Source organism: Phycicoccus flavus (assembly GCF_004025965.2).
In the GTDB taxonomy this organism is placed as follows: Bacteria; Actinomycetota; Actinomycetes; order Actinomycetales; family Dermatophilaceae; genus Phycicoccus; species Phycicoccus flavus.
Genome location: NZ_SAYU02000015.1, coordinates 1 through 19,818, shown reverse-complemented (window position 1 = coordinate 19,818; position 19,818 = coordinate 1). Strand labels below are relative to the sequence as shown.

The 19,818-nt window shown below is 76.3% G+C and carries 11 protein-coding genes; all 11 read right to left on the bottom strand.

Annotated features, from left to right (window positions below; genetic code table 11):
* Positions 1–18: 18 nt before the first annotated feature.
* Positions 19–1,656: a non-ribosomal peptide synthetase gene (locus EPD83_RS06495; RefSeq protein ID WP_165566373.1), complete on the bottom strand. Its 1,638-nt coding sequence runs from the start codon at positions 1,654–1,656 to the stop codon at positions 19–21.
* Positions 1,653–2,396, bottom strand: a complete 744-nt coding sequence (locus tag EPD83_RS06490; protein ID WP_128367596.1) for a thioesterase II family protein — start codon at positions 2,394–2,396, stop codon at positions 1,653–1,655. The genes EPD83_RS06495 and EPD83_RS06490 overlap by 4 nt, the downstream gene beginning before the upstream one ends.
* Complete coding sequence (locus EPD83_RS06485) at positions 2,393–3,697, bottom strand: beta-ketoacyl-[acyl-carrier-protein] synthase family protein (RefSeq protein ID WP_128367595.1); 1,305 nt, start codon at positions 3,695–3,697, stop codon at positions 2,393–2,395. The genes EPD83_RS06490 and EPD83_RS06485 overlap by 4 nt, the downstream gene beginning before the upstream one ends.
* 3 nt (positions 3,698–3,700) lie before the next feature.
* Positions 3,701–8,206, bottom strand: coding sequence for a beta-ketoacyl synthase N-terminal-like domain-containing protein (locus tag EPD83_RS06480; protein ID WP_165566372.1), 4,506 nt, complete (start codon positions 8,204–8,206; stop codon positions 3,701–3,703).
* Positions 8,206–11,940: an SDR family NAD(P)-dependent oxidoreductase gene (locus EPD83_RS06475; protein ID WP_165566371.1), complete on the bottom strand. Its 3,735-nt coding sequence runs from the start codon at positions 11,938–11,940 to the stop codon at positions 8,206–8,208. The genes EPD83_RS06480 and EPD83_RS06475 overlap by 1 nt, the downstream gene beginning before the upstream one ends.
* Before the next feature lie 18 nt (positions 11,941–11,958).
* Positions 11,959–13,128: an ACP S-malonyltransferase gene (locus EPD83_RS06470; RefSeq protein ID WP_128368023.1), complete on the bottom strand. Its 1,170-nt coding sequence runs from the start codon at positions 13,126–13,128 to the stop codon at positions 11,959–11,961.
* The gene (locus tag EPD83_RS06465) at positions 13,125–13,397 is read right to left on the bottom strand and encodes an acyl carrier protein (RefSeq protein ID WP_164896680.1); all 273 of its coding nucleotides are present in this window, start codon (positions 13,395–13,397) and stop codon (positions 13,125–13,127) included. Before EPD83_RS06465 ends, EPD83_RS06470 begins: the two co-directional genes overlap by 4 nt.
* Positions 13,398–13,414: 17 nt before the next feature.
* Positions 13,415–14,704, bottom strand: coding sequence for a condensation domain-containing protein (locus EPD83_RS06460; protein WP_128366598.1), 1,290 nt, complete (start codon positions 14,702–14,704; stop codon positions 13,415–13,417).
* Positions 14,694–16,373, bottom strand: coding sequence for a non-ribosomal peptide synthetase (locus EPD83_RS06455; protein WP_128366599.1), 1,680 nt, complete (start codon positions 16,371–16,373; stop codon positions 14,694–14,696). The genes EPD83_RS06460 and EPD83_RS06455 overlap by 11 nt, the downstream gene beginning before the upstream one ends.
* Entirely contained in the window at positions 16,370–17,509 is a 1,140-nt protein-coding gene (locus EPD83_RS06450) for a hypothetical protein (RefSeq protein WP_165566370.1), read from the bottom strand. The genes EPD83_RS06455 and EPD83_RS06450 overlap by 4 nt, the downstream gene beginning before the upstream one ends.
* Positions 17,506–19,818 (bottom strand): phosphopantetheine-binding protein (locus EPD83_RS06445; protein WP_235950377.1); only part of this gene is annotated, 2,313 nt, incomplete at its 5' end. The genes EPD83_RS06450 and EPD83_RS06445, both read right to left, overlap by 4 nt.

Below are 19,818 nucleotides of genomic sequence, written 5' to 3'. Positions count from 1 at the left end.
TCGGGGGTGGTGGCCGGCTCAGGCGGCCAGCGCGGTGGGGACGAGCGCCTCGAGGGCGCTGATCGTCGGGTCGTCGAGGACGTCGAAGAGGCTGAGCTCGAGTCCGTGGGCGTCGTTGACGGCCGCGACCACCTTCCACAGGGCGATCGAGTCCAGCCCGAGGGCGAAGAGGTTGTCGGCCTCGGCGGGGACCGGGGCCCCGAGGTGCGCCGCGACCAGCTCGCGGATCCCGGTGGCCGCGGGAGCCGGCGCGGCGGCCGACGGGCCGGCCGGGGTGAGAAGGCCCGGGGCGGAGGTCGCCGCCCGCAGCGCCCGCACGTCGGCCTTGCCGCTCGGCATGAGCGGGATGGCGTCGACGAGGAGGATGGCCCGCGGCTGCATGAAGGCGGGCAGGTACTCCGCGACGAGCGGGCGCAGCGCGTCGCCCACGCGGGTGACGGCCACGACGACCTTGCCGTCGTCGACGAAGGCCTTGGCGGTCCCGGCGCCGCACTGGAGGAACGCGTTCTCGACCTCCTGGAGGTCGATGCGGTAGCCGCTCACCTTGACCTGGGAGTCGACCCGGCCCTCGAAGGCGAGGCGGCCGTCCTCGCGCACCGTCACGTGGTCGCCGGTGCGGTACGCACGCCGGCCGCCGACGTCGACGAAGCTCGCCGCGGTCTTGGCCGGGTCGTTGACGTACCCGACGGCGAGGCCGTCGCCGAGCGCGAGCAGCTCCCCGTGCCTGGCCGGGCGGCCGTCCTCGTCGACGACGAGGACGTCGGTGCCGGCGACGGGGGTGCCGATGGCGATCGCGGGCACGCTCGCGCCGTCCATGACGTCCAGCGTCGTGAACACCGTGTTCTCGGTCGGGCCGTAGCCGTTGACGACCGTGACGTAGGGCAGGGCCAGGTTGACGTGGTGCAGGCTCAGCGCCTCCCCGCCGACGATGACCCGCTCCAGGCCCGCGAAGGCCTCCGGGCGGCGGTCGACGAAGAAGTTGAACAGCGAGCTCGTCATCCACATGACGTCGGCGCCGAACTCGATGAGGTCGAACATGACGAACGGGTCGAGCACCTGGCGCGAGGAGACGCAGACGACCGTCATCCCCGACAGCAGCCCGCCCCACAGCTCCACGACGGAGGCGTCGAACTCGATGGTCGACAGGTGGGTGATGCGGCGTCCGGGTCGCAGCCCCAGCCGCGGCTCGCGGAGCAGCCGGAGCACCGCCCGGTCCGGGACGCCCACGGCCTTGGGCACCGAGGTGGTGCCCGACGTGAAGATCACGTACATGAGGTCCTCCGCGGTGCGCGGGACGTCGCGGCCGGCGTCGGGCGTCGGGGGGTCGGGGACGACGTCCGCGTCGAGCACGAGCCCGACGTCCAGCGCGGCGAGCATCCCGGCCAGCCGGTGCTGCGGGTAGCCCTCGCCGATGACGGTGTAGGCGCCGCCGGCCAGGAGGATGCCGATCATCGCCGCCGTGGCGTCGATCCCGCGCTCCCGCTGGAGCACGACGACCTGGCCCCGGCGCAGCCCGCGCCGCAGGATCGCGTCCCGGTAGCCGCCGGCCAGCGCCGCGAGCTCGGAGTAGGTGAGCTCGCGGGCGTCCTCGCGCAGCGCCACGGCGTCGCCGTGGGCGGCGACGACGGCTCGGAAGGTGGTCGTGAAGGAGGTCATGCTGCGGTCCTCTCGCGGTGGGTGCCGAGGTGGGCCACGACGTCGCGGACGAGGGCGTCGCGGCACTCGGTGACGAAGAAGTGCCCACCGTCGTAGACGTGGGTCCGGGGCGGGGCGGCGGTGAGGTCGGCCCAGCGGTCCTGGTGGGCGACGGTGGCGTCGTGGGCGCCGGTGAAGACGACGAGCTCGGTGGCGGCGGGCAGCGGCCGCCGCCCGCGCGCGGTCGGGTACCGGTCGACGGCGAGGATGTCGTTGCGCAGCGCGGGCAGGAACAGCCGCCGCATCGTCCCCTCGGGGAAGGATCCCGGCGAGACGAGGCCGTACTGCGCGCAGTGCTCGAGCAGCTCGTCGTCGGTGCCGAGGTCGAGGTCGGTGCCGTCCAGGTGCGCCGGAGGCGTCGCCGCCATGGCGAGGAGCCGGACCGGGGGCTCGCCCCGGTCCGCCAGCAGGTGCGCCAGCTCGTAGGCGACGTAGCCGCCCATGCTGTAGCCGAGCAGCACGGTCTCGCGGTGGCCGGACCCGCGGCGGGCCCGGTGCTCGTCGATCTCGCCGAGCGCGTCGTGCGCCATCTCGAGGATGGTCGGCGCGAGCGCGCCGTGCACCCGGCCGCCGTGGCCCGGGTAGGTGACGGTCATCGAGGCCAGGCCCGGGACGGCGCTCTCGCACTCGCGCCGCAGGGCGTGGAAGGGGTCCATGTGCGCGCCGGCGAACGGCAGGCACACGAGGTCGACGGGGGTCATGCGGCCTGCTCCTTCGGGTGGGGGGCGTCCCCGGCGCCGGCGGCGTCGGAGAGGTCGAGGACCACGGCGACGCAGCTGCCGTGGACGGAGTACGCGACGAACACGACGGTGGTGAAGCCGTCCGGGTCGGCGGTCAGGTGGCGGAGCGGCCGGGCGGCGAGCAGCTCGCTCGTCGGGTGCGACGCCAGGTCGCGGACGGGGGTGCGCCCGGCCCGGGCGGCGAGCATCCGGACCAGGCCCTGGAGGCCGTGGGCGCCGATGACGTAGTGCCGACCGCCCTTGAGGTAGGCCGTCTCCAGCCCGGGGTAGGTCTCGCGGACCTTCTCCATGGCCGAGAGCTCGGCGCCGTCGTCGATCCGGTTCCCCCGGCCGTAGAGGTCGACGAGCACCGGGGTGGCGGGGTCGACCTCCGCGTCGGCCAGGGCCCGCAGCACGACGTCGGTGACGACACGGCGGTTGACGACCGACGAGCCGAAGGTGCCGTAGGCGTACCCGGCCACCCGGGCCAGGACGGCGACGCCGTCGGCCCGGGCCGACTCCTCCTCGCGCAGCAGGAGCGCCACCCCGCCCTCGGCGTTGTAGTGCCCGGCGGCGCCGTCGGTGAACGGCTCGTGGGTGCGGTCCGCGCCGGCGCCCACCGGCACCGCCTCGAAGGGGATGGGGATGGACTTGCCGCTGGCGGAGGTGACGACACCGGCCGTCCCGCTGCCGTTCTCGATCCGGCTCACCGCGTCGATGAGCGCGACCGGCCCCGACGCCGAGGCCTCGACGGTCCGTCCGACCGACCCGCGCCGGATCCGGGGCAGCCGCCGGTAGAGGCCCATGGGGTCGAAGGCGGCGTCGGCGAGCTCCGGGCCGACCGGGATCCCCGTCGAGGCGACGAAGGTCGGCTTGGAGAGGTCCTCCTCCGGGTCGGCCGTCGACAGGTGCAGGGTGGCCGGCAGCGGCCCGGCCCGCTCGATGAGCGTCTCGGCCAGGTGCAGCGAGACCCGCTCGGCGGTGGTGACGAAGGCGGCGGGCACCTCGGCGAGACAGCCGACCGGCAGCTCGGCCTCCGGGTCGCGGAAGAAGACACCGCGGAACGCGGGGCCGGCGGCGAGCGCGGGCCCGCCGACGGCGGCCAGGTTGCGGTTGAGCCCGGCCACCCGGTCGGCCCAGATCCGCTCGCCCTCGTCGGCGCGCTGCTCGGCCTCGGCCCGGCCGGCCACCGGGTAGACCTCGGCGACGTCGGTGATGACGGCGGTGCGGGGGTGCCGGCGGCGGACGCGGCGGCCGGCCGCCTCGTGGGGTGCAGCGCTCACGGGTCAGTCCTCCTGGAGCTCGCGGACGTGGGCGCTCAGCTCGAGCACCGTCGAGTGGATGAAGATGTCCGCCACCTCGAGGTCGACGCCGAGACGGTCGACGAGCGGGGTGTAGATGCTGAAGGCCTTGAGGGAGTCCCCGCCGAGGTCGGTGAAGCTCACCGTGACGTCGATGGCGTCGGCGTCGAGCACGGAGGCGAACAGCACCGTGACGAGCTTCTCCAGGTCGTCCAGCTCGCGGTCGGTCCCGGTGACGGTGAGGGACGCGTAGTCCTTGATCGTCATGCCGCCGGTGTCCGTCGACGGGCCGGCCGGTGCCGCGGGAGCGGCCGCCTCGGCCGGGGCGGCACCCGCGCGCTCCAGCCACGGGTCGAGCAGGGCGGGTGCGGCGGCCGTGAGGTCGCCGACGACGAGGTCGGTGAAGCTCCCGGCCAGGCTGCGGCGGACGTACTCGGCGCCGGCCGCCGTCGTGAGCGGGGCGAGGAGGAAGGCGTCGTCCGCGGCGTCGGCGACCCCGAACCGCAGGGCCATGCCGGTCTCCTTCCAGCCCGGCCAGCGCACCGTCGACACGGTCCCGGACCCGGAGCGGGCCAGACCCTCGAGGACGGCGTTGGCCAGGGTGTAGCCGAACTGGCCCGGGGCCCCGGTGAGGGTCGTCATCGACGACGCCGCGAGGACCCAGTCGACCTCGTCGCCGAGCGCCGACAGGAGGGCGCTCGCGGCGCCCGCCTTCGGGGCGAGGACGGCCGCGAGGTCGGCCGGCTCCTTGCGGAAGAGCATCCCGTCCTCGGGGACCCCGGCCAGGTGGACGACCCCGCTCACCCGCACCGAGTCCGCCCGCAGCTTGGCGACGGCCTCGCGGACCTCCGCCGGCCGGTCGAGGTCGCACGGGACGAAGCGCAGCTCCATGCCGTCGGCGACCAGGGCCCGGGCCCGGGCGGCCCGCTCCCGGTCGTCGGCGTGGTCGCTGGCCGCGAGGGCGTCCAGGTCGCGGCGCCCGAGGACGACCGCGTGGGCCTGGTGCTCGCGCCACAGGGCGTCGAGGTACTCCAGCCCGATGCCGCCGAAGCCGCCGGTGAGCAGCACGGTCGAGCCCGGGGTGACGGTCCGGGCCGGGAGGTCGCCGGACCGGGGGCGAAGGACCTCCCCGCGCAGCCGGTCCCCGTCGACCCGGACCTTGCGGCCCTCCAGCCCGGGGGAGCGGGCCAGGTTCAGCGCCCGGGCGAGGTCCAGGTCGGCGTCGCTGACGGCGAGGGTGGTGACCCGCGGGTTCTCCATCTGCACCACCCGGGCCGCGGCGAGCGCGGCGTGGCCGAACGGGTCGACGCCGCCGTCCCCGGGCTCGGCCGGGTCGGCCAGGCCGCGGGCGGCGAGGACGAGCAGACGCCCGCCGGTGCCCAGGCGTCGCGGGGCGGCCTTGGCCACGCCGAGGTACTCCTGCGCGGCGGCCGCGAGACCGGCCGGGTCGTCGGCCGCGCCCGAGGGGATCACCCACACGACCGCGTCGGCCCTGTCGGTGCCGGTCTCCAGCTCCTCGGGCGTGACCCGGCGCACCCGCGCCCGTCCGCCGTCGTCGAGGCCGGCCCAGGCGGTGTCGGCGTCGGGGCCGGAACCCACGAGCAGCACCGACGCCGGCGGCTCGGGCGTGGTGGCCGGCCACTCCAGCGCGGTCAGCCCGACCTCGTGGAGGCTCGGCTCCGCGGGCGCGCCGGTGAAGGCGCGCATGGCGTAGCGCTCCAGCTGGACGACGAGCTCGCCGTCCTCGTCGTAGACCCAGACGTCGGCGGCGGCGACCCGCGGCTCGGACGTCGTGTCGTAGCGCAGCGTCGTCCGCGAGGTCACCCGGGCGGTGAAGGGCCGCCCGGTGAAGCGCAGCCGGCCGTAGGAGAGCGGCAGGAACGCCTGGCCCGTGGTGGAGGACCGCTCCCAGCTGGTGACGCCGGCGACGAGGTCGAGGATCGCCGGGGAGAGGTGGAAGTCGGCGAGGTCCTGCCGGTGCTCCGGGTGGAGGGTGAAGTCCAGCAGGTGGTCGCCGTCCTCGAGGGTCTCGTGCAGCATCGTGGCGAGCCGCAGGTCCCAGCGGCCGGCGAAGCGCATGCCGGAGGTGCCGCCGTCCTCGCCCTGCCAGGCGAGGCGGTCGGCCGCGGCGCTCGCGGTGGCGACCCCCTTGCCGGGGTCGAGCGTGGCCGGGTCGAGCCGGCGCAGGGTGAACGAGCCGTGCGCGACGACCGGGGACGCCTCGTCCTGCGCCGGGCTGAAGACCTGGACGTCGAGGACGTCGCCGTCGCGCCGGGCCGCCTCGACGAGGACGGTGCGGCCCTGCGGCACCTGGATGAGGTTCTTGAACATCATCCGGCTCAGCTCGTACGCGGGCGTCCCGAAGTGGAGCGTCGCGAGCTCGGCGGCCACCTGCGTGTAGGCCGTCCCGGACAGCGTCGGGTGTCCGGCGATCCGGTGGTCGGCGAGGAACCAGCGGCTCGGGTCGAGCCGGATCGAGTACAGGTCGACCGTCGGCGTCGAGAGGACCTTGGTGTCGAGCAGCGGTCCGTCCAGCGGGGTGCCGGGCAGCTCGGGCTCGGTCTCGTAGACGTTGTACGTCTTCACCGTGCCCCAGTAGGCCTTCGTGTCGAAGACGTGCCCGGGCAGGCCGCAGGTGCGACCGTCCGCGAGGTCGCCGTCGGAGAGGAGGTCGGCGCCCTCGGTGACGGTGAGCCCGAGGCGCTCGGTGAGGGTCAGCAGGTCGGGCATGGCGGCCATCCGGCTGCGCAGGAGGTCCAGGGCCCGCGAGCCGGCGCCGTCCGCCGCCGCGTCCGCGGCCGTGCCGACGACGACGCCCGCGACCGGCGTGCCGGTCACCAGTGCCTCCCGGGCCGCCCGCAGGCCGGCGAGGAGTCCGTCGTGGTCGCCCGCGGTGAAGCCGACGGTGGTGGCGTACCGGGCCCGGCGGCGGGCGAGGGTGAAGGCGACGTCGGGCAGGTGCCGCTCGGCGACGAGGGCGGCGCCGCGCAGGAACCCGTCGATGACGCCGACCAGCTGGTGCGGCGTGGGCGCGCTGAGGAGGAAGGGCAGCTCGCGGCCGTCGTGCGGCCCGCGGTCCGGGGCCTCGAACTCCTCGAGCACGGTGTGGCCGTTGGTGCCGCTGAACCCGAAGGAGCTGATGGCCCCGCGGCGCGGGTGGTCGCCACGCTCCCAGGGCGAGAGGGCGTCGGGGACGTAGAAGGGGGTGTCGATGAACTTGATGAAGTCGTTCGGGACCTCGAAGCCGCACGCCGGGTAGATGAGCCGGGAGTCCAGGGCGAGGGACATCTTGATGAGGCCGCCGACGCCGGCCGCGCCGACCGTGTGCCCGATGTTCTCCTTGAGGCTGGAGAGCGCGGTCGTTGAGTAGCCGGTGGCCCCGGCGCCGCGGAAGGCGTCGGTGAGTCCGCGGATCTCGATGGGGTCGCCGAGCTTGGTGCCCGTGCCGTGCGCGTCGACGTAGTCGATGGTGTCCGGGGTGATGGACGCGGCGGCGTAGGTGTCGAGGACCAGGGCGGTCTGCGCCTTGGGGTTGGGCGCGGTGAGCCCGTTGGAGCGGCCGTCGCTGTTGATCCCCGTGGCCCGCACGACCGAGTAGACGTGCTCACCGCGCTCGAGGGCCTCGGGGAGGCGGCGCAGGACGACGAACCCGACGCCCTCGCCGAAGATCGTGCCCGAGGAGGCCTGGTCGAAGACCTTGAGGTGGTCGCGGGAGGTCTCGACCGACGCGTAGTCGCCGAACACCTCGCCCTGGCGCGGGGCCAGGCCGAGCGCGATGCCGCCGACCAGCGCCAGGTCGATCTCCCCGTCGCGCAGCATCTTCGTCGCGATGTGCAGCGCGACGAGACTCGAGGAGCACGCGGTGTCGACGACGAGCGAGCCGCCCTGGAGGTCGTAGAGGTAGTTGAGCCGGCTGGCGAGGATGCCCTCCCAGGTGCCGGGGTTGATGAGGTCGGAGTCGGCCTCGATCTCCGAGGCGTAGGAGCCGGCGATCGAGCGGTCCTTGCCGACGTAGACGGCCGTCCGGGAGCCGTACACCTCGGCGCGGGTCAGCCCGGAGTGCTCCAGCGCGAGGTGCAGGTGCTTGAGGACGAGCCGGTGCATCGGGTCGACGTAGGTCGCCTCGTGCTCGGGGATGTCGAAGAACCCGGGCTCGAACTGGTCGACGTCCTCGAGGTAGGAGCCGGGCTGCCCGCACATCTGCAGGAACAGCTCCTCGGGGTCGCGCTCGTAGGAGCGTGCCGCGTCGACGAGGTAGCGGTGGTCGCGCGGGAAGTACTTGCGGCGCGACTCCGGGAAGGGCGCGAACCCGTGGCGTCCGCTGCGCAGCAGCCGCTCGAGGTCGAACAGCGTCGGCGCCCCGGTGTACTCGCAGGACATCCCGACGACCGCGATCTCGCGGGGGAGGACCTGGCCGAGGTAGCCGCGGCCCTCCTCCTCGTCGAGCCGGCCCGAGGTGATCTGGGCGTAGAGGTACTGGGCGAGTTCCATCAACGGGACCTTCCGTTCGCGTGGAGAAGCCGCTGGATCGCGGAGATGTCGACCGACACGGCCGTCGAGGCCGTCGTGGCCTCCAGGTGGCGCTCCACCCACTGCGTCTGGTCACGGACCGTCGCGCAGGAGAAGAGCGTCGTGACGTCGAAGACGTCGGGGAAGTCGCGGCCCAGCTCGTCGCAGAGCCGGACCACCGAGACGGAGTCGCCCCCGTACTCGAAGAAGGTGACGTCCGGGGCGTACTCGTCCGGGCCGAGGACCCGGCTCCAGGCGCCGAGGACGGCGGCCTGCACCTCCGCCGGACGAGCGGTGCCGGCCGGCCGGGGGGCGGCGGGGGCGGCGACGGCGGCGGTCCGGTCCGGCGCAGGGGCGTGCCGGGCCGCCGGACCGGCCGCGCCGGCCAGCAGCGGGGAGTAGGCGCCGGAGCCGTCCAGCAGCCGGAACAGCGAGGCGCACCGCTCCTCGCTGGCGACGAACGCGTGCAGCACGGGCAGACCCTCCTCCGGCGTCGTCCTGACGAACAGCTCGTCGGTGAGATCCCGCGACATGCCGATCTCGGACCATCCGGTGAGGGCGATGCAGCGGAAGGGCGTCCCGCCGTGCCGGTCGGCGAGGCCCGTGAGGTAGGCGTTGGCCGCCGCGTACTCGGCCTGGCCGATCGCACCGACCCACCCGGCGACCGACGAGACGAGCACGACGTCGGGGCACCCGGGGAAGGCGGCCGCGACGTTCTCGGCGCCGTGGACCTTGCTGGCCATCCGGGCACGCACCGTCTCCTCGCTCTTGGTGACGAAGAGCCCGCCGGCCGGCTCGCCGGCGAGGACGACGACGTGGTCGGGGGTCCCGACCCGCTCGGCCAGCGCCGCCAGCGAGGCCGGGTCGGTGACGTCGGCCCGGTGGTAGGCGAAGGGCAGCGGGCCGTCGGGCGCGCTGCGGCCGGCACCGTGGACCGCCAGGCCCGGGAAGCGCTCGACGAGCCAGCCGGCGTAGGCCCGGCCGATGCCCCGCGAGGCGCCGACGACGAGCACGGTCCCGGTCGCGTCCGGGGTCCACGGCCGCGGCTGCTCCAGCGCGTGCTCGCGCAGCCGGGCGGCACGCAGCACCCCGTCCTCCAGGCGCAGCAGCCCCTCGGGGAGGTGGTCGTCGAGCGCGGCGAGGCTCGCCGGCTCGGCCGGCGCGTCCAGGACGGCGACGTCGAAGCGGAACTCCGTCCGCAGCGAGTGGCCCGTGGCGGCCCGGGCGCGCACGGCGGCGTCCACGGCGGGACCGGTGCTCAGCGACCCGGGCTCGAGGAGGACGACGGTGCGCACCTCGGTGTCGGTGTGCAGGTGCAGCAGCAGCCGGCCGAGGGCGTGGGACCCGGCGGCGACGTCGGGGTCCGGGCCGTCGCCGACGACGACGACCTCGTCGACGCCGGCCAGCACGCCGGGCGCCGCGGCGTCGTCGCGGCCGACGACGACGCACCCGGCCGCCCGCCACGGGGCGGCGGCCTGCGAGGCCGGGAGGACGACGGCGCGCCGCGGGGCGCCCCCGGTGCGGGGGGTGGGCTCGGCGTCGAGGACCAGCCGGTGGAACGCGAGCACGGGGGCGCGGCCGTCCGGCCGGTTCTTCACCCGGTAGCCGCGGGTCGACACCAGGCAGCGGCCGCGCTCGTCCCACAGGTCGGTATCGACGGTGACGATGACGTTGCCGCGGCCGTCGCGGGTCGTCCCCCGGTGGCGCAGGTGCGCGGTGAGCTCGCCCGGCGGCAGTGCCGGCACCCGCACGACGAGGCGCTCGCAGACCCAGGGCAGCAGCACCTCACCGGCGCCGAGCAGGGCGTTCATCCCGTTGAGGGCGGCGTCGAGCACCGGGGGGTAGAAGGCGTACCCGGCGGCCTCGGCGGCGTGCGCCGGCGGCACCGCCAGGCGCAGGACGGCCTCCTCGCCGTCGGGCGAGCGCCACATGGCGCGGGCCACCTGCCACCGACCGGAGACGCTGACCGTCGCGTCGTCGCCCACCCGGGTCTCGACCGGGACCGGGACGAGGCCCGCGGGGTCCGGCGGTGCGTCGGCCAGCGGCGGCACCCCCTGCGCCGGCTCCACCCGGAAGCGCACCCAGGGCTCGGGGTCCTCGTCGCCGGCCCGGGCCGTCACCTCGCCCCGGCCGGAGGACTCCTCGACGGCGGCGACCACCTCGAGCAGCGGTTCCGTGGTCGTCAGCGGGCGGAGGATCGTCAGGTCCGTGACGTCGTGCTCCGGCAGGGCCAGGTCCGAGCCGTCCAGCAGGCGCGCGAGGACCTCGACCACGGCCGTGCCGACCATGAGGGGTGTGCCCGCCACCCGGTGCTCGGCGATCTCCCAGTCCCGGTGCGTCTCGACCGTGTGCACCCGGGTGCGGACGCCGAGGACGGTGCGCGCGCGCGACCCGGGCTTGGCGAAGGTGTTCCGCTCGACCGGGAACCAGGCCCGCCGCGGCTCCAGCGGCAGGTCGGCCGTCGGTCCCGGACGCCGGCCCCCGCCCCGGAGGACGACGTGGACGTCGGTGCCGGTCATCCCGAACGAGCTGACGCCGGCGAGCGCCCCGGCGCGCAGCGGGGCGGGCTCGACGGGGACGTAGAACGGCGAGGTGACGAGGTCGCCGGCCGGGGACGGTGCGACGAACGACGGGTGCGGCGGCACCTCGCCGGTCGAGAGCGCCCCGAGGGCGGCCACCGTCGACAGCAGCCCGGACGCGGCGTCGAGGTGCCCGGCGTTGGCCTTGACCGAGATGAGCGGCACCGAGCCGCGGGCGACCCCGGTGAAGGCGGACGCGGAGGCGAGCGCCTCGAGCTCGACGGCGTCGCCGACGGCGGTGCCGGTGCCGTGGCTCACGAGGAGCCCGACGTCGGCCGGGTCCGCGCCCGCGGCCGCCCACGCGGTGTCGACGACCGCGACCTGGGCGGCCGGGTTCGGCGCGGCCATCGTCGCGGTCCGTCCGTCCTGGCCGACGCTCCAGCCCTCGACGACGCCGTAGACGGGTCCCGCGACGTCGTCGGCGCGGCGCAGGACGAGCGTGACGACCCCCTCGCCGACGGAGGTGCCGTCGGCGGCCGCGTCGAAGGCCCGCGTGCGGCAGGTCTCGGAGACGACGTCGACGGCGGCGGTGCCCCGGGCCCCCGGGTCCAGGTAGAGGTTGGCCGCGGTGACGACGGCGGCGTCGACGGTGCCCGCCGTGAGGTCGGCGCAGGCGACGGCCAGCGCGTAGAGCGAGGACGAGCAGGCGGTGTCGAGCACCGTCGCCGGTCCGCGCAGGTCCAGCACGTGGCTCACCCGCGCCGCGACGCCCGACGACAGCACCGCCAGCAGGTCGGGAGCACCCCCGTGGGCCCGCTGCAGCGTCGCGTAGGCGCTCTGCTGGAGCCCGTTGACCGCCGCGTAGACGCCCACCCGCTCGCCGGCGCCGGGCCGGGCCTCGCCCGCGTCGTGGACCGCCCGGGCGCTGGAGGTGAGGCACCACCGCTGGTAGGGGTCCATCTCCGCCGTTAGCCGCGCCGGGAGGCGGAAGGCCCGGTGGTCGAAGAGGTCGATCCGCTCGAAGTAGCCGCCGTCGTAGTGGTCCTCCGGCGCCGAGAGCAGCGCCCCGTCCCGCAGCCGTCCCGTCGGGAACGGGCGCGCGGCGACCCGCCCCGCGCGCAGGGCGCGGGTCAGCTCGGCGAAGGAGGAGGCGCCGGGGACGTGGACGTCGGCGCCGACGACGGCGATCGGGGTCATGGGGGTGCTCCGGTCCTCTCAGGCCGCGGCCCGCGCGGCCCGCCAGCGCAGGTCGGCGAGCTTGCGCTCACGGGTGGCGGGGTCGACGGCCTTGGCGACGAGCACGGTCTCGACGAGCTCGAGGATCCGCTCGACCGGGGCGTGCGCCGACTTCGCCATCCCGCGCAGCTCCTGGTAGGCGGGGATGACCGTCGTGCGGTACAGCTCCTCGTCGTCCTGGAGGTTGCGGGTGGTGACGATGGCCCCGAGGGCCCGGGCCGCGAGGTCGTACTCGCCCTCGACGGCGATGACGTGCCGCAGCTCGCGGCGGCCGGCGTCGATGCCGTCCGGCGTGCCGCAGCGGTGGACCGTGACGCCCGGGAGGTCGGACATCCGCGCGAGCATCCCGGTGGAGGACAGGTCGAGCATCACCTGGCTGCCGTGGTCGTGCGCGTACCCGACGGCCTCGGCCCAGCGGACCGGGGAGACGACCTGCGCCGCGAGCTCGGCGAGCACGTCGGTGCGGTCGTAGGGCAGCGCGGTGCGGTTCGCGACGACGGTCGGGCCGTAGGTGGGCGGCAGCTCGAGACCGTCGAGGGCGGAGCGCAGCGCCGCCGCGGCCGGCGCCATGTACGGCGTGTGGAAGGCCCCGGTCACCGCGAGCGGGACGGTGCGCAGCCCGGTGGCGGCGACGAACGCGTCCAGCCCGGCCAGGCTGCCGCTGATGACGACCTGGCGTGCGGAGTTGAGGTTCGCGACGTGGACCCCCTCGGCGGCCTCGACGAGCCCGACGAGGTCGGCGGGCGGGTCGACGACGGCCCGCATGCCCGTCGGGGGGCCGGCGGCCACGGCGTCGAGCATGGCGCGGCCCCGGGCCTCGGCGATGCGGGCGACCTGCGCCGGGCCCAGCCCGTGGGCGATGCCGAGCGCGGCGACTTCGCCGACGCTGTGCCCGACGACGAACGTCGGGGCGACCGGGATCTCCCGGGCGACGACGGCGTAGGTGGCGAGCGAGCCGACCGCGCTCAGGAGCTGGGCCCGGCGGGTGTCGGCGGGGGTGCCCTCGTCGAGCCAGCGGTCCAGCGGCTCGCCGACCGCGTCGGCGGCCTCGGTCCAGACCGCCCGGGCGGCGGGGTCGTGCCGCCACATCGTCACGGTGTCGGCGGCCGGGGTCTCGCCCTGGCCGGAGAGCAGGAGGGTGAGCTTCACGGGGAGACCTCCCCCGCCCGCTGGAGGACGACGGCCGCGAGGTCGGCGACGGTGAAGTGGGTGAAGAAGTCCGAGAAGGTGAGGGCGACCCCCAGCTGCTCGGCGACGGCCTCCTTGATCTCCACGAGGCTCATCGAGTCCACGCCGAGGTCGAAGATGTTGTCGTCGGGGGCGACCCAGGCGCCGTCGGCGTGGGTGCCGACGATCCGGGCGAGGTCGTCGGTGACCTCGTCGAGGGTGAGGGTCCGGACGGCGGGCGATGTGGTCACGGGGGGCTCCTGGGTGGTCAGGCCGGCACCGGCACGGCCGGTCGGTCGGGGTCGTGGCGCCGGGCGAGGGGGCCCGTCGCCGGAAGGGCGCGCAGCGCGCCGAGGCGCAGCTGCTGGAGGTACAGATCCGCGAGACGCCCCAGGACGGACACCGGGAGGTCGCGGCCCGTGAGCGTGAGCTGCTGCCCGGCTCCGGTCTGGTGGACGCTGACGTGCAGGTCGTACTTGCAGTCGACGTAGGTTCCGTCCTCGACGAGGTGCGCGCCGAGGCTCGCGTCGAGCGTCTGCGGGACGAGGGACTCGCGCTTGTAGTCCAGGACCACGCCGACCTCGGCCCGCCGCACCAACCCGCGGCGAGGGGGTGGCGCAGGCGCGACGGAGCGCAGGGCGAGCGTGGCCGCGAGCCGGCCCACACCGGCCAGCACTTCCCGCGGGCCGAGGTCGACCCAGGCGTCGAGGTCGAGCGCCAGCGGCTCCAGCCGCACGAAGCTGCCGACGGCGCGGGCGTCGGCCGGGGTCCGCCCGGCCAGGCCCGAGGAGACCACGACGACGTCGATGTCGCACCAGAGCCCGAGGGCGGGGACGAGGGCGGCCAGGGTGCTCGCGTAGGTCGGCGTCCCCGGGACGGTGAGGTCGCGCCGCACGACGCCGACGCCCGTCCCCGGTACCCGCAGGGCGGCGAGCGCGGCGAGGAAGGCCTGCGCCGACCGCTCGTCGACGTCGGCGTCGACCCGCGGTCCGGGCAGCGCCGCGGGGGACGGTCGCACCGGACGGACGGTCCGGTCGCTCCCCTCGGGCGCGCACGGCTCGTCGGGGACGACGAGGGTCCCGGTGCGGTAGGTGTCGAGCACCGCCCGCAGGACGTGGACCAGCCCGATGCCGTCGACGAGGGCGTGGTGGGCGTTGAGGTGCAGCCAGACCTGCGGCGGACCGGTCCCCGACGCGACCTCGCAGACCGCGGCCCGGACGAGGACGGGGTCCAGGACGCGCACCCGGCGGGCCCGGGCGACGGTGTCGAGGTCCGCGGGAGCGATCCGGAGCAGGTCCACCACGGGTGTCGCGGCCGGACCCCGACGGATCCGGCGGCCGTCGCGGACGTAGGTCCGGCGCAGCGTGGGCGAGGCCACCAGGACCGCCGCCACCGCGTCGCGCAGGCGGGCCGGGTCGACCGGCTTCTCGAAGCGGACGTGGACCGGGACGTTGTACGTCGCCGGCTCGTCGCTGACCAGGCAGGCCACGACGACGTCGCGCTCGGCGCCGGTGACCTCGGGGGCCGGTCCGGCGACCCCGGCGGGCTCACCGGACATCACGCAGCACCTCCTCCAGCGGCGCGGTGAGCAGGGCCGCCATGTCGACGAGCACCCCGAGCCCGTCGAGGCGCCAGACCGCGTCCATGGCGAGGATCGAGTCGCCGCCGAGCTCGAGGAAGGTGGCACCCGGGTCCTCGATCTCCGGGACGACGGCGGCGAACACCTCGCGGGCCCGCTCCTCGGCCGGGGTCGTCGCGCGGGCGCGGGCCAGGAGGGCCGTGACGTCGGTCTTGCCGTTGCGGGTCAGCGGCAGGAAGCCCACCGCCGTGACGACCGGCACGAGGTAGCGCGGCAGCCGCGCCCGCAGGTGGGCGCGCAGTCCGCGCAGGTCGGTGCACCCGGTGACGAAGAGGCGCAGCCGGCCCTCGTCGCCGACGACGAGCGCGCTGCGCGCCGAGCGACCGTCCGGGGCGGTGTAGCCGAGCGCCTCCTGCTCGATCTCGGCCGGGTCCACCCGGTGCCCGGAGACCTTGAGCTGGCGGTCCTTGCGCGCGACGAAGGTGACGACGCCGGCGGCGTCGGCCGTCACGAGGTCGCCCGAGCGGTAGTGCGGCGCGCCGTGCAGCCCGACGAGGGCGGCGGCCGTGGCCTCCGGCTGGTCGCGGTAGCCGCGCATGAGGCCGGTGCCACCGATGACGAGCTCTCCCGGGACGCCGGGGACGACCTCGGTCCCGTCGTCGGCGAGCACGTGGAGGCAGGAGCCGACCAGCCCGGTGCCGATCGGCACGTCGGCGCCGTCGGGCACCTCCTGCACCTCGTGCAGCGTCGCGAACACCGTCGTCTCCGTCGGGCCGTAGGCGTGGACCACCCGGCAGCGGCCGAGCGCGGCGCGCACGTGCCGGGGGGAGACCCGCTCGCCCCCGAAGACGACGAGCTCGACGGCGTCCAGCGCCTCCGGCGAGCGGTCGACCAGGAGGTTGAACACCTGGGTGGTGACGAACAGGACGTCGACGCCCCTCAGCGCGACGGGCGCACGGTGACGGTCCATGACGTCGTCGGTGTCGAGGACGCGGACGGTGAGGCCGTTGAGCAGGCCCCCGAGGATCTCGTAGATGCAGGCGTCGAACTGCAGGGCCGCCAGGTGCGCGACGGTCCGGCCGGGGTAGATGCCCGGCTGGTCGGCGAGGTGACGCACGCACCGGTCGGTGATCTCGACGGCCTTGGGGTCGCCGGTGCTGCCCGAGGTGAAGATGACGTACGCGAGGTCGTCGTCGCCGCGCACCGGGAGCCCGGCGTCGGGGTCGCCGGGCAGGGCCAGGGCGTCGGCGAGGCCGTCGAGGACGACGACCGGCCGGGTCCGGGCCCGGATGGCCGCGACCCGGGCGGGCGGGTACGAGGGCGGCACGACGCAGAAGGCGGCGCCGGCCCGCAGGGTCGCGACCATGAGGACGACGGCCTCGACGTGGTCGTCGGTGTGCAGCTCGACCACCGTGTCCCGGCCGGCGCCCATGGCCCGCAGGCCGGCGGCGACCGTCCGGGTCACGCGGTCCAGCTCGGCGCCGGACCAGCTGCCGCGGGCGGACTGCAGCACGGTCTCGGCCCCGCGGCCGGCGGTCGCGGCGGTCAGCCGCTCGGAGACCGGGCCGGCCGGGGCGGTGGGCGCGCCGGCGGGCCGGTCGGTGCCGCGGGACGGTGCCGCGGACGTGGGGACGGCGGTGGCGGTCATCGGTCCTCCTCGAGGGGGGTCGTGGTCGCCTCGACGAGGTGGTCGAGGAGGGAGTCGGCGTCGTCGTCGCCGACGAGGCGCCGGTCGGTCTCGGTGTGCAGCTCGACCAGATCCCGGCGGGCGACGATCCGGACGTAGAGGCCGAAGCGGGGGTGGGTGTCGACCGGCACGTAGCGGCCGCGGGCGAAGCCGAAGTCCTCGTAGGACACGACGACGTCGGCGTGGTCCGCGAGCACCCGGTCCGGGCCGATCGTCGGGTCGGCGCCGGTGGCCATGAGGGCGCGGGCCAGCGCCGCGTGGCCGGCCGCGGGCGGCGGCTCGTGGGCGAGCAGGGCGGGCAGGTTGCCCACCGCGCCCTCGAGCCCGAGGGTCCACCGCCAGGTCGACACCGACGCGTAGCCGGTCCCCGGCCACCTTGAGGCGAGCCAGTCCTCGACCGCGGCCTGGAGGAGGACGCGTGGGAAGACCCGCAGGGCCCGCGCGCGGCTCCTCACCTGATGGGTCGCCACCTCCCGGTGGGCCCGGCGCAGCCGCGGCTCCGGTGCCGGCGGCGGGTCCGGACGGGTGCTGGGCGGACGCCGGACGGGGCGGGAGCGCTCGGCGGCGGCGACCCGCTCGTAGGCGGCGAACGCCTCGGCGGGGTCGTCCGGGTCCGGCACGACCCGCCCGAGGAGGCGCTCCTCGACCACCGCCGCCCCGATGCCGTCCAGCGCCAGGTGGTGGTACTCGACATGGAGCAGCGGACGGCCCCCGTGGCGCAGGAACCTCGCGGTGAGCGGCAGGCCGCGGCGCAGGTCGGGCTGGTGGGCCGGGTCGGCGCACTCCGACTCCGGGTCCGCCACCTCGCCGACGTCGGGGACCTCGAGCGAGCCGAGGAGCTCGGGGGCGTGGCGCTGGGTGAACCGGTCGGTCGCGGGGTCGTAGCCGAAGCGGGCCAGCAGCGCCGGGCTCGAGAGCAGCAGGCCGTGCAGCCGGTCCCGGGCCCAGTCGGAGCCCGCGTCGTCGGGCAGCCGGTAGAGGAACGGCAGCCGGTAGGCGGGGCGGCCCTGGGCGACGAACATCAGCCGCTGCACCGCGGTCATCGGCACCGTCACCCCGCCCGGCGCCGGCGTGGTCGTGGCCGTGGCCGTGGTCACGGGGCGCTCCGGACCGGCTCGGGCGCGCGGCGCCGCCGGCCGGGGTCGTGGGCCGCGGCGAGCGCGGCGAGCCGGTCGGCGTCCGCGGCCGAGTAGAGGTCGCTCGAGAGGGTGACCTCGAGGACGTCCTCGCGCTCGCCGACGCACAGCGTGAGCAGGACGCCGAACTTGGTGAGGGCGGGGAAGTCCACCCGGCGCGACAGCCCGGAGGGCAGGGAGCCGTCGTCCCGGAGGGCGTGGACGACGACGGGCAGCGGCTCGCCGCGCGTCGCTCCGACGACGGTGCCGTCCGGCAGGTCGGCGGCGGTGAGCGCCTGGCCGGCCCGGAGCCGGGCGGCGGTGTCACGGACGACCCGCGGGTCGTCGAGGTCGAAGTGCGCCGGCAGCACGCGGGCCAGCCCCCCGACGAGGCGGTCCGCCCCCGGGACGGTCCGGCCGTGGTGCACGGAGCCGACCACCCCACGGCGTTGGCCGGTGAACTCCGCGACGAGCCCGGTGAGGTCCTCGAGGGTGTCGGCGAAGTCCCACGGCCCGTCGTCGCGCCGGCCCCAGGGCACCCGGTGCCGGACGTGGCCGCCGCGCACCGTCCCGGGCCGGCCCACCGGGCGGGCGCCGGCGGGCGCCGGGAGATCGGCCCAGACCTGTCGGGCGCGTGCCTGCGAGCGCGCCAGGGCGGGCGCGACCTCGGACCAGCGCGCACCCGGGACGGGGTCCTCGCCCCGCAGCGTGCGGGCCAGGTCCTCGAGCAGGACGCCGAGACCGGTGCCGTCGAGCAGCAGGTGGTGGACGTCGAGGTACACCCCCACCTCGTCCCCGACGCGGCAGACGGCGACGTCCGCCAGGTGCGTCGGGCGGCGGACGCGCAGCGGCCGGGGATCGCGCACCTCGTCCCAGTGGTCGGCGGTGACGCGTCGGACCGGCACGGGGACCGCTCCCGGCGTCAGCTCCACGCCCGCGGGCCCGAAGCCGACCCCGGCGGTGAGGCCGTCGTGCCGGCGAAGCACCTGGGTCAGGGCGGCGGCGACGGCGTCGACGTCCGTGGTGACCACGCGCGGGTCGAGGACGACGGCGCACTCGACGGCGTAGGGGTCGCCGGCCTCGTGCCGGACCGCGTCGACGAAGATGTCGCGCAGGTGCGGGAGGACGACGCCTTCGACCGACCCGTCCGTCCCACCCGCCGCGTGGCCGCGACCGTCGGGGTGGGCGGGCCGGGGTCCGGCCGCCACCGCGGCGACGGCGCCCTGGACCTCCCCGGCCGTCGTCCAGCGGTAGAAGTCCTCGACGCCGGCCCGCAGCCCGAACCGCCGGCCGAGGTCGTCGAGCAGGGTGAGGACGTCGAACGAGGTGATCCCGAGGTCGCGCAGCGCGGTGTCCGGTGCGGCCCCGACGACGCGGTCGACCGCAGCAAGGGGCTCCGGCGTCCCGGGCGGTCCGGTGCTCGACAGCGCGAGGGCCGGTGGAGCGTCCGACGCGGGAGCGACCGGGGCGGCCCCTCCGACGCACTCGGCCACGACGGCGTCGAGTGCGTCCAGGTGTGCGGCGAGCAGCGCCCCACCCCCGGTCTCCGCGTAGGCCTCGACGACGACCTCACCCCCCACCACCTGCACCTGGACGTGCCGCGGGTACTTGACGACGTAGTCCCCGAGGGTCACCCGCCGCACCCGCTGCAGACCCCGGGCGGAGGGGGCGGCGGCCAGCGAGACGAGCAGCTGGTCGGGTACCGGTCCCGCCGCGGCGCGCCGGCCCCGCCACGTCGCGACGAAGTCCTCGAAGCTGCCGCGCACGTGTGCCGCGCCACCGCCGTGGTCCCCGATCCGCACCGACAGGTGCGCGGTCGCGTTCCCGCTGCGACGCGGCGGGCTCTGCATCAGCCGCTCGCTGACGACCGCACCGAGCGTCGTGCCGTCCGGGCCCGCGGTGGCGGCGGCGACCCGGGCCGCGGCCGCCCAGTGCAGGGCGAACGGGGTGACGCCGCAGGTCCGCGCCGCGGCGGCGAGCCGGTCGGCGTGCTCGGACGGGATGCGGGCGTGCGCGTGCGTCCCCGGGGCCGGGCGACGCGCCGGGACCGGCTCTCCGCCGCACGGCGTGCCGGAGCCGGACGAGAGGCCGGCACCGGCCGCGGGCTGCGGGAGGGGGCGGGGGCCGGGTGCCCCGCCGTCGGCCGGGTCCCACGGCCACTCGGGCGCGGCGGCCGGGTCCCGACCCGCGAGGTGCCCGTCGAGGTCGGCGACGAGGGCGGCGAGCGAGTCCGCGTCCAGGAGCAGGTGGTGGGCCAGCAGCTGGAGCCGGTCGCCGTCGAGCCGGTAGCG

What these genes read in the sequence shown, in the direction of transcription:
- EPD83_RS06495 (WP_165566373.1), bottom strand. Translation starts at nt 1,656, where the DNA reads ATGACCTCCTTCACGACCACCTTCCGAGCCGTCGTCGCCGCCCACGGC.
- EPD83_RS06480 (WP_165566372.1), bottom strand. Translation starts at nt 8,206, where the DNA reads ATGGAACTCGCCCAGTACCTCTACGCCCAGATCACCTCGGGCCGGCTC.
- EPD83_RS06455 (WP_128366599.1), bottom strand. Translation starts at nt 16,373, where the DNA reads ATGACCGCCACCGCCGTCCCCACGTCCGCGGCACCGTCCCGCGGCACC.
- EPD83_RS06490 (WP_128367596.1), bottom strand. Translation starts at nt 2,396, where the DNA reads ATGACCCCCGTCGACCTCGTGTGCCTGCCGTTCGCCGGCGCGCACATG.
- EPD83_RS06475 (WP_165566371.1), bottom strand. Translation starts at nt 11,940, where the DNA reads ATGACCCCGATCGCCGTCGTCGGCGCCGACGTCCACGTCCCCGGCGCC.
- EPD83_RS06460 (WP_128366598.1), bottom strand. Translation starts at nt 14,704, where the DNA reads ATGTCCGGTGAGCCCGCCGGGGTCGCCGGACCGGCCCCCGAGGTCACC.